Here is a 10,127-nt window from a genome sequence, read left to right as displayed (position 1 = left end):
TAACTTTTAGGGGTCACTTCAGAGTCTTCAAGCGGTTTTAATTGTTCCTTTTGACCAATTGTATAGGCAAATACAACATCCGGCTTTAAATCGATAATTTGCTCTGCATTAATATTTACTGAATCTGATACTCTTTCAATTGACTGAGCTTCTTCTGGATAATTATCATATTCCGTTGCCCCAATTACTTTATCTCCTGAACCTAATGAAAATAGGATTTCCGTATTGCTTGGCTGTAAAGAAATGACTTTTTCCGGTACTTTCTCAAAGGTTACTTCATTACCAGCGTCATCAACAACTGAATAAGCAAGGTCTTCTTGCTGTTCAGCCACCTCTTTTGTTTCATTTGCCTGACAGGCGGTTAATATAAAAAATAACATTACTGCAGAAAACCATTTTGTCCATTTCATGCGTTCTTTCTCCTTTTTCTTTCCGGATATGATTTGCTCACAAAGGGAATTTCCTCCACCCCCGTCTGATCATTCACATATACTGCCATAACAAAAAAAACATTAGCCAGCAAATGGCTATAATCAAATAATATTTGTGGCACTTCCTGCTCTAAACTTACTTTATGAAGGGCACGTACAGATTTCTTTGCTTCACTTCTGCAAACATGAAGGGCACATGCGGCCTCTGTTCCCTGGGGCAGCACAAAGCTTTGAATCTTGTCATGCACCTTTTCACAATAGAAATCGTACATATCGCTTAAGCGGTTCAGATCAGCTTCAGTAATTGCAAGCTTCCCTCGGACAGATCCATTCAAGTGATAAGCCATCGGCTGTAAATATTGTAAATCTGCATAAACTACCTCCATATCCGCAACTAATGACGCAGCTTGTCCGATTCTTGTCGTTAATGAATCTGTTCTTATCTCAAAATCAACGGTGGATGCGGCTTCGCGCATAAACGGGTAGCATAAAAAACGCAAATCTTTTTTCATGGAAGTCTCTCTCCTTTCATTTATAAGTGTGAATGAAATGGCTCGTCTGAAGGTTTTTTATGTGAGGAAACGGGGACTTGCTTTTTGCAATAAAAAAGCCGACCATTTCATTGGCCGGCACATTATCTTATATTATGCAAAAAAACAGCATAGACTAATATTGTTGTCACCGTACAATCCTCTTAACTTCCGAAGAGCATAATACGCTTGAGTCATAGGCAGGTATCCTGGCTCGTGCATCATTTTACTTTAAGAACCTTCCCATTTGAAATGTCCAAACAGTGGCATCCTCTTATTTCATCAGCACTTACAGTTGCGGAAACAGCTCCGGTTTTTAACCGGATTCCCTTTATGCTATACATAGCACCTATTCCTTACGTGGTATATTCAATTAAATGTAGTGTACCATATTATTTGTTATATAGTAAGAATATTTAGGAGGATTCATGTCTACAGGATTAGCTAGACTCCAGCTGAAATTATTAATGAATTGTTAAAGATAAGTGATAGTCTCCATAAATTTTGATAAAATATTTGAGTAAATAGATTGTTTAGGACGTGCGCAATGTATTGGAAAAAAATCATTCAATCGATATATGATCGCCCTTTAAAGCACGATGTAATACTTAAAAATTCATATAGAATTGATAAATGCCTTGGTACGGGCGGCTACGGAATCATTTATCAATGTACTGATGTCAAAGCTCAAAAAAGATATGTATTGAAGCAGCTTCGTCCCAGTAAAGCAAGAAGAAAAAAGGAAACGGAGAGATTTCTAAAAGAAGTTGAATTAATGAAAAGTTTCAAGCATAAGCAAATTCCAGAACTATTCGATTCTTTCACGATGGGAGACCAGACCTTTTATGTTATGGAGCTGATAGATGGGATAAACTTAGAAGATTGGTTATTCACTCAAGATGAGCAATTCTCTGAGCTAGAAGCATTAAAACTCATTAGCCAGCTTTTATATATTTTAGAATATTTACATGCTCACCACATTTTCCATAGTGACATTAGGCCGCCAAATATAATATTAATGAATAATGAAGTCTATTTAATTGATTTTGGCCTGGCGAAAAAAGTATCTACTGAAAATATAGATGAATTAAAAGCTAGAAGGCAAGATGACTTTTTTGACTTGGGAGAGTGCTTATTATTCCTTCTTTATTCAAACTTTAAAGAAAAAACGAATAGACAGCGAAGCTGGATGGAAGAATTAACTTTAAGTACGGAGACACAGATTCTTATAAAAAAATTATTAGGCATTTGCGAAGTTTATCAAGACGCTCAAAAAATCCGTAGAGATTTGCAGCAAGCGATTCACACTTTAAATCGTCTTCTTCGTTAAAAAAATCTTGTCCCGTCAGGAACAAGATTTTTTAGATAAATCCGCGACTAGCTACTGCTGTGCTTACGTCTTTTGTAGTAATGACTACCGCCGTACTGATTGTATTTTTTTCTTTTGCGTGAGCTGTGGCTGTAGCTTCTGTATCCTCTGCGTCTACTACTGCTATAGTGTCGATGTCCATGACTTCCTGTTAATTGCTTGATTAATTTCACAATTTTTTTAACCATGTTAGCACCTCTTTTTTAAAGGATTGCAGAATTATATCACATGAACCTACTGTTATTATTGCCTTTACCAAACCTTTACTAAACTTTAATAATTCATCTTGCATGTAATAAAAAAAGCGATAAGCTGCCTGCCTATCGCTCTATTTATTATAAATGCTTTACTGCAAAAATAACCATTAACACCCAGCCTGCTAAAAAGGCAACCCCGCCGATTGGCGTGATGGCACCGAGAACAGATATTTTCGTTAAAGCTAGGACATATAAGCTGCCAGAGAAGAAAATAATTCCGAATAGCATTAACCAGCCTGACCAATTTAGCAGCGAAGAATCCGGCATTTTTGACATCAGTAGTCCGACGATTAAAATTCCGATCGCATGGAACATTTGATATTGGACAGCTGTTTGCCAGTTATCCATATATTTCCCTTCCACTTTCCCCTCAAGTCCGTGCGCACCGAAAGCACCAAGTGCAACTGATAAAAAGGCATTAATTGCCCCAATAATTATAAATAATTTCATCCTGTTATCCCTACCTTTTCACTTTAAAAATCAAATAATGAGTCCCCGTTTGCCTCATCTTCCATTTTCATCGGCTTTGGCTGTCCAACAGTTTGCACCGGTTGAACCTGCTGTTGCTGCGGCTGAATCGGCTGCGGAGAAACGGCATTAAACATCGTATGTTTCGATAACTCATTAGGCTGATCCAAAATCAGCTCGCATATCGCCTTAATTGCATGGACCCTCTCCCTCATCCTCGCCTGATCATTTTGTCCTTTTGCAGCCTGAAGTTCCTTTTCAATTTTATGCAGCATTGTTTCCATAGAAATACTCATCCGTTCACCTTCTTAAATGATCTCACGTCTTCCATAAATTCTATCAGTTTTTCTTTTCAAAACGCAAACACGGCTGCCCAGAGGCTGTCATCACTTCAATAGAAGGCAGCTTCTTTGATTTAAAGCCGAACGATTTACACCCCCTGGGATGGTTTTTATCCCATGTCACATAAAAGAATTTGCATTGAAAACAATTGATTTTTCCATGATTCATCGTCTATACCTCTCCTGCAAAAATCGACGTTTCATGTGAAACATGACGAAAATCGTCATACGTTGTCAATTTTCCAATCAATCGGGTCTTCCCCATTCTTCTCAAGCAGACGATTAATTTGCGAGAATGGCCTGCTGTCAAAAAAGCCTCGTCTAGCCGAAAGCGGACTTGGATGAGCTGACATGATGATAGGATGGCGATCTGTATTAATCAGTTTTATTTTTTCCTGAGCTGGTTTTCCCCAAAGCACAAAAATCACCGGCTCCTCCCGCTCATTAAGAAGGCGGATCACCTCATTGGTAAACCGCTCCCATCCATGCGAGCGGTGAGAATGTGCTGCCCCTTCTCTAACGGTGAGCACAGTATTTAATAGCAATACACCTTGTTTAGCCCACTTGAGCAATGACCCATGATTCGGAATTGGATAATGAAGGTCTGCTTCAAGCTCTTTATAAATATTTCTTAATGATGGCGGAATCTTTACGCCGGGCTGAACAGAGAAGCTTAAGCCATGGGCTTGTCCCGGCCCGTGATATGGATCCTGGCCAAGAATGGCTACCTTTGTTTCATTGTACCCAGTGTATTTAAAAGCTGTAAAAATATCTTCTTTCTGCGGGTAGACAGTCTCATTTTCATATTCAGATTTTAGAAATTCCTTTAAGTGAAGAAAATAGTTCTTTTCCATTTCTGTTGAAAGCAGCTGCTGCCAATCCGGTTTCATTCATAACTCTCCTTTTCATACAAGTAAGAAAATGGATAGCTCTAGGACGCTCACCTTGCTCTTCAGAGGCTTCCTTTGCTTCGTCCATCGATAGAGCTAATGTTTCAATCTACAACCATTGTATACTATTTTCATTGTTTATTAGATATAATATTAGTAAAACAAAGCCTTATTTAAAACGAACGCCTCCTCGTATTCTAAAAGAAGGGTGATGAACTTATGAAGGTTGCATTGGTTCATGCGACAACAACAGCATTAAATCCCATTGAAGATGCCTTTCGAAAAATAGCACCTGAGATTGATCTGCTTCATTTCATGGATACGCACTTATTATCAATGCTAGAGGAAAGCGGCTCACTTACACCTGAAATTGCCCGCCGCTTCTCGAAGCTTATCTCGCTCGCTGCTGAATCAAGACCTGATTGCATCCAATTAACTTGTTCCGCTTTTAATCCACTTACCTCTATTCTTCAACCGCTGTGCCGGGTTAAAATGTTCCGCTCAGATGAAGCCATGCTTGATAAAGCTTTACAATACGAACGAATCGGATTAATTTCTACTGTAAAAGAAACACCTGATGCATTAATCGACTATTTACAAGCGAGACAGCCAAACTGTTCAATTGAATCTATCGTTGATCCCGGCATCATTCATCTCCTGTTTCAAGGCAAACAAAAAGAGCATGATGAACGGGTAAGAACGATGATTGCCGAAATGGACGGCAAAGTAGACGTAATCGTCCTCTCACAATACAGTCTGGCACATGTTGCCAACCAAGTTGAAACCTCCGTCCCCCTGCTGATTGCACCAGAGGCAACAGCCAAACGCTGTTTTGAATATATTTTGCAAAAATGAAAGAGATATTGAAAAACGAAGTCAAAACGGCTTCGTTTTTTTGTAGAAAAAAAGCCGCCTGCAGATGCAGACGACTTTTTTAATGATGGCCACCGCCAAATACCTTCCCTACTCCGTGAATCTTCTCAAGTATCAAGATTAATACGACTGAAATAAAAATAACTACACTCGATACTGAAGCGACAATTGGATTATACGCATCCTGCATAGTTGAGAAAATCTCAATCGGCAGTGTCCGCATCTCTGGCGAAATCATAAATAATGATACTGTTACATTATCAAAGGAGGTAAGAAAAGCAAACAAGCCTCCAGAAATAATGGCCGGGCGAATGAGCGGCAAAGTAATTCGCCAAAAGACGGTCAGTGGATTTGCACCCAGGATTGCACCCGCCTTCTCCAGATTATAATCAAAGCCGCTTAGTCCAGTTAAAACAAGGCGGATAACATATGGCACACAGATAATTACATGGGCAATGAGAAAGCCCGTAGAAGTCCCTGCAAGCATCATTGGCGTAAAATAGATCAATAGCGCAATCCCTAGCACGAGCTGCGGCACACTTAATGGTGCCGTTAAAAAGGATGTGATTGCTGTCTTGCCTGGGATGTCATATTTTGCAATCGCCAGTGCCCCTAAGGTGCCAAATAATACAGCAAAGAAAGCGGCTAATACTGCAAATTGCAAGCTGTTAAAAAACGCTTCGATAAACTCAGGACGCTCCAGGATTTTTGTATACCATTGAATTGAAAAGCCTTCTGGCGGAAAGCTCGGATACATGGCACTTGTGAAGGAGGCTGGAATAACAACAACGAGTGGAATTAATATATATATAATTCCTATGATTGCTACGGCGCCCCGTAACTTCCCCATGGTATTCATTAACGGAACACCTCCTTAAACTTGCTCTTCTCAAACGCTCTAGTGAATATGAAGACAGAAATAAGCGTCGTTGCCAGCAATACATATGATAATGCTGATCCAAATGTCCATTGCAATAGATTATTAATTTGATCATAAACAACTACCGGCATAACAGGGACATTGGCTCCGCCCATTAAAGCTGGTGTTACATATGCGCTCATTGATAGGCTAAAAACAAGCACGCAGCCTGATACAATGCCTGGCAGGCTTAAAGGCAATGTAATTGAAAAAAAGCTTCTTAAAGGGCTTGCCCCTAAAATTGCGGAGGCTTTCTCCAATGATGGATCGATATTATAAAGACTTGTTACAATCGCAAGCACCATGAAGGGAAGATAAGCATTGGATAATCCAATCACAACCCCTAGCTCTGAAAATAAGAGGTTCAAAGGCTTATTAATGATGCCGATATTCATAAGAAAGCTATTGATTGTTCCGTTTGGCAATAGCAGCAAGTACCAGCCAAAGTTGCGGACAACTATGCTGACGAGTAATGGTGAAGCAATTAATAATGTAATAATGGCGCGCATTCGCGGAGTGCTTTTCGCCATCGTTAAGGCAATTGGATAACCTAAAATAAGTGCAACTAGGCTTGAAAGTAAGCTTATTTTTACCGTAATCCATAAGGATGATAAATAATAGCTATCTGTAAATAAAGTTATATAGTTTTGTAGGCTGTATACCGCACCTGCGCCGCTTAAACTATCTGTTGAGATAAAGCTTAAATACAAAATATACAGCATTGGAACAACGAAAAACCCGAATAAAAATAATAGAATGGGCACTAAAAGAAGAAGGCCTGGCACCCAGCTTTTCCTCTTTCTCAGCTTCTTCTGCTTCAGCGGTGGTTCAGCCTCTATTCTTTCTTGATTAATTTGAGATCTGACGGGTTCCATCCAACAAACACCTCTCTTCCCTCTCGCCAAGATGAATCATAATCATTTGTTAATACTTGAAGCGATTTGCCGATCAGGGATACATCTATCTCCCATGAAGTGCCAAGATAGTTCATTTGTGTAATAGTAGCTGGATGGAGTTCCAGAGGCGCTGATGTTTCTCTCGTGGAAGCTATATGGATATTCTCCGGACGGATATACAGCTTTACCTCATCTCCTGAGCTAATGTCACGGTCTTCCCCGATGATATTGTCATAATCGACAACGACAATTTCTTCTCCGGCCTTTACAGAAATCTTTTGACTATCAATAGCCACCACTGCACCCTCAAATGAATTAGACTTTCCAATAAACTGAAAAACAAATTCTGTTTTTGGATGTTTGTAAATTGAAGTTGGCGTACTTATTTGTTCAATTTTTCCTGCATTCATGACAACCACCCGATCTGAAAGAGATAAAGCCTCCTCCTGATCATGAGTGACGAAAATCGTCGTCACTCCAATTTCCTTTTGCAGCCTTTTAATTTCTAGCCTGAGTTCATGACGAAGCTTCGCATCGAGATTGGAGAGCGGTTCATCTAGCAGTAGCAATTCCGGTTCAACAACGAGTGCACGGGCAATCGCAACACGCTGACGCTGACCGCCGGATAGTTCTCGGGGATAGCGATGCTCCAAGCCTGACATTTTAACAAGCGCTAATACCCGGTCTATTTTCTCCTTTTGTTCAGCTTTTGATATTTTGCGAAGCTTTAAGCCAAAGTTAAGATTTTCATAAACAGTCATATGCGGGAATAAAGAATACGTCTGAAAAACCATTCCTAAGTCCCTTTTATATGGAGGAACCTTTGTCACTTTCTTCCCTTTTATATAAACATCCCCTTGATCTGCTTCTAAAAAGCCAGCAATTAAATTTAATGTCGTAGACTTTCCGCAGCCTGAAGGGCCAAGCAGGGTAAGAAGCTCCCCCTGCTTTACCTCCAAATCAATCGCGTCAAGGACAATGTTTGAGCCAAATTGCTTCGTTGCACCTTTGATCTCTACATCACTTACTGTTGTGTTCATCTTTGTTATGCCCCCTTTATTTCAATTGCTTGCCGATTTCAGGTACAACTTCTTTATTCCAGCGATCAGACCATTCCGCACGAACCTCTGCAAATTTTGGAACATCCGGACTAAATGTAGCGTCGCCCTCTTTTAACCCAATCGATTCCTGATATTTTTCAGGTAGCTCCATTCCTTCTGCAACCGGATAAAATCCTTGCTCCGCAATTAATCCTTGCGCTTCTTCACCAACTAAATAATTGATAAATTCCAAAGCCGCTTCTTCTTTCGGCGTGTTTTTTACTAATGTTGCACTGAAGGATTGTAATGGAACACCCTCTTTAGGTACGGCCATTTTAAGCGGGATGCCTGATAAAGCAAGCTCGCCAATTACATATGAGCCCATTACTGTGATATCTGCTGCTCCTTGCTGGATGGCAGGCATCACTTGAGTGGAATTTTTATAGAAAGTTGTTGAGTACGCTGCAAGTTCCTTCGCCTTTTCAATACCTGGTTCAACATTGTCAGTTCCGCCGCCATTTGCCATAGCTAATGCGTTTAATGTGTTAAAGCCCCAATCGTTGGTTATATCTACAAATGCTGTCCTTCCTTCATATCTCTCAGATACGAGATCATTCCATGATTCGATTGGTCCCCATCCGTTTTTATCAAATGCTTCGGTATTATATGCCGGTGCAATTGCTAGCCCAAATACCGGTGCGCCTGCTTCCTCAACGGCAATAAAGTCCTTATTAACCCCTTTCATATTCGGTACATTTGATTCCGTTATAACATCAGTTAAATCCTTTTCTTTTGCACGATATACATCAGTAGGCACGAAGAAAGCGATATCAATTTGCGGCGCATTTTTTTGCAGTTCAACTTTTGATAAAATTTCTCCTGATAATCCTGGTACATAGTTGATCGTGACACCTGTTGCTTCTTTATATTTAGGTGCGATCACATCGCGAATAGTTCTTTCAATCACACCGCCATTTCCGGCAATAGTAATTGTCTTATCGCCTGATTCTTTATTTTCTGTGCTCGCCTGCTCTCCAGCTTTTTGCGGAGTTGGCGCCCCGCATGCAGTTAATGCCAGAAGCATTAAAATGGATAGAATTGCAATTAATTTTTTCATTTTACTCTCCCCCTATTTCTTTAAAGTATTTTTTTGCTCCGTTATGAAATTCAATTGGAATATCTTCCATAGCTTCATCAGGATGAATGGATTCTGCCGCCGGATGGAAATCCTTCCATTCATCGAGATGCTGATAGATGGTTTGAAGAAGTTGATAAGCTTCTTTATCTGGTAAGTCCGCATGGGTCAGCAGTACGTTTTTTACCGTTACGGTAGACACTGATTCCTCTAAGCTTTCATATGTATCCGCACTGATTTCCTCCCACGAATACACGCCATATGCCGCCTTCATGCCCTCTGCAACCTCTTTTGGGATGCTTACTAGGTTTACATCCATTTCCATTATTAATTCTTGTATCACAGGGTTTGGTAAGCCTGATGATAAAAATGCGGCATCAATTGTACCATTTCTTAATCCTGCAGCAGATTGCGTAAAAGACAAATATGAGAAGTCGATATCTTTGTCCATCAAATTAGCAGCCTCCATCACCCTTTCTGCTGTCAGCTTTGTACCGCTTCCTTCCGTGCCAAGGCTAACGCGTTTTCCACGCAAGTCTTCCAATGATTGAATGCTTCTGTCCGTTGTAACGATTTGAATATAATTAGAATAAAGTCCTGTTAATGCACGCAAATTCTGTTGATTAATTTCCTCTAAGGAAAGTACATCCACCATACAAATTCCTAAATCAGCTTGTTTTTCACTTACGAGCTTTGCATTTTGGATAGAAGCATTTGTTACACGTGTGCCAGCAGCTGAACCATTGTACTTTTCAAAAATAGCTGAAAGCCCTTGACCGAGTGGAAAGTAAACGCCAGACATATCACCTGTAGCTACCACTAGCGTTTTCATCCCAACTGATATTTCTTCAGATGGAGCGATACTGGCTTTATGAGAGGAACCGAGTTTTTCGCCATCATAGACGCATCCTGCCAAAAACCATAAAGATAGAAAAATCAAACATAAAAATGCCGAAAATTTCATAACTGTCCTCCTGA

General features: G+C 40.1%; 13 protein-coding genes and 1 riboswitch. Of the genes, 2 read left to right on the top strand and 11 right to left on the bottom strand.

The genetic code is table 11. From position 1 onward, the window contains the following. The coding region (locus tag CWS20_RS18140; protein ID WP_158237016.1) for an ABC transporter substrate-binding protein at window positions 1–410 on the bottom strand (410 nt) is incomplete at its 3' end. Then, window positions 407–943, bottom strand: coding sequence for a hypothetical protein (locus CWS20_RS18135; RefSeq protein WP_066189040.1), 537 nt, complete (start codon window positions 941–943; stop codon window positions 407–409). The genes CWS20_RS18140 and CWS20_RS18135, both read right to left, overlap by 4 nt. Before the next feature lie 200 nt (window positions 944–1,143). After that, a riboswitch (cobalamin riboswitch) is annotated at window positions 1,144–1,329 on the bottom strand. 179 nt (window positions 1,330–1,508) lie between these two features. On the opposite strand from CWS20_RS18135, the gene CWS20_RS18130 reads away from it, so the two are divergent. After that, complete coding sequence (locus CWS20_RS18130; RefSeq protein ID WP_066189038.1) at window positions 1,509–2,291, top strand: serine/threonine protein kinase; 783 nt, start codon at window positions 1,509–1,511, stop codon at window positions 2,289–2,291. 31 nt (window positions 2,292–2,322) lie between these two features. On the opposite strand, the gene CWS20_RS18125 is transcribed toward CWS20_RS18130, so the two are convergent. The 4 genes from CWS20_RS18125 to CWS20_RS18105 all read right to left on the bottom strand — a co-directional run bounded on the left by CWS20_RS18125 (window position 2,323) and on the right by CWS20_RS18105 (window position 4,286). Further along, on the bottom strand, window positions 2,323–2,472 hold the full coding sequence (locus tag CWS20_RS18125) for a hypothetical protein (protein WP_157090472.1): 150 nt from the start codon (window positions 2,470–2,472) through the stop codon (window positions 2,323–2,325). 193 nt (window positions 2,473–2,665) lie between these two features. Beyond that, window positions 2,666–3,037 carry a DUF423 domain-containing protein gene (locus CWS20_RS18120; protein ID WP_066189037.1) on the bottom strand — a complete coding sequence of 124 codons (372 nt, stop codon included), beginning with the start codon at window positions 3,035–3,037 and terminating at the stop codon, window positions 2,666–2,668. A gap of 23 nt (window positions 3,038–3,060) precedes the next feature. Continuing rightward, window positions 3,061–3,351, bottom strand: a complete 291-nt coding sequence (locus CWS20_RS18115) for a YwdI family protein (protein WP_066189034.1) — start codon at window positions 3,349–3,351, stop codon at window positions 3,061–3,063. 269 nt (window positions 3,352–3,620) lie between these two features. Next, window positions 3,621–4,286, bottom strand: a complete 666-nt coding sequence (locus CWS20_RS18105) for a uracil-DNA glycosylase (RefSeq protein WP_066189028.1) — start codon at window positions 4,284–4,286, stop codon at window positions 3,621–3,623. A 219-nt stretch (window positions 4,287–4,505) separates the two neighbouring features. Between CWS20_RS18105 and CWS20_RS18100 the strand changes: the two genes are divergently transcribed. After that, window positions 4,506–5,141 carry an aspartate/glutamate racemase family protein gene (locus tag CWS20_RS18100; protein ID WP_066189025.1) on the top strand — a complete coding sequence of 212 codons (636 nt, stop codon included), beginning with the start codon at window positions 4,506–4,508 and terminating at the stop codon, window positions 5,139–5,141. Window positions 5,142–5,220: 79 nt separating this feature from the next. Here CWS20_RS18100 and CWS20_RS18095 read toward each other — a convergent pair whose 3' ends face one another. From CWS20_RS18095 to CWS20_RS18075, 5 genes are read right to left on the bottom strand one after another with little or no spacing between them, the layout of a single operon-like run. Further along, a complete protein-coding gene (locus CWS20_RS18095; protein WP_066189023.1) occupies window positions 5,221–6,018 on the bottom strand; it encodes an ABC transporter permease in 798 nt (265 codons plus the stop codon). After that, on the bottom strand, window positions 6,018–6,953 hold the full coding sequence (locus CWS20_RS18090) for an ABC transporter permease (RefSeq protein ID WP_066189020.1): 936 nt from the start codon (window positions 6,951–6,953) through the stop codon (window positions 6,018–6,020). The genes CWS20_RS18095 and CWS20_RS18090 overlap by 1 nt, the downstream gene beginning before the upstream one ends. Then, window positions 6,914–8,014, bottom strand: coding sequence for an ABC transporter ATP-binding protein (locus CWS20_RS18085; protein ID WP_066189017.1), 1,101 nt, complete (start codon window positions 8,012–8,014; stop codon window positions 6,914–6,916). The genes CWS20_RS18090 and CWS20_RS18085 overlap by 40 nt, the downstream gene beginning before the upstream one ends. Window positions 8,015–8,030: 16 nt before the next feature. After that, a complete protein-coding gene (locus tag CWS20_RS18080) occupies window positions 8,031–9,131 on the bottom strand; it encodes an extracellular solute-binding protein (protein ID WP_066189014.1) in 1,101 nt (366 codons plus the stop codon). A 1-nt stretch (window position 9,132) separates the two neighbouring features. After that, the gene (locus CWS20_RS18075; protein ID WP_066189011.1) at window positions 9,133–10,113 is read right to left on the bottom strand and encodes a TAXI family TRAP transporter solute-binding subunit; all 981 of its coding nucleotides are present in this window, start codon (window positions 10,111–10,113) and stop codon (window positions 9,133–9,135) included. Between the last annotated feature and the right edge of the window lie 14 nt (window positions 10,114–10,127).

Origin of the sequence: Cytobacillus horneckiae (genome assembly GCF_002835735.1) — a bacterium.
Taxonomy (GTDB): Bacteria; Bacillota; Bacilli; order Bacillales; family Cytobacillaceae; genus Cytobacillus; species Cytobacillus horneckiae.
This window is presented reverse-complemented; position numbering and strand designations above follow the sequence as displayed.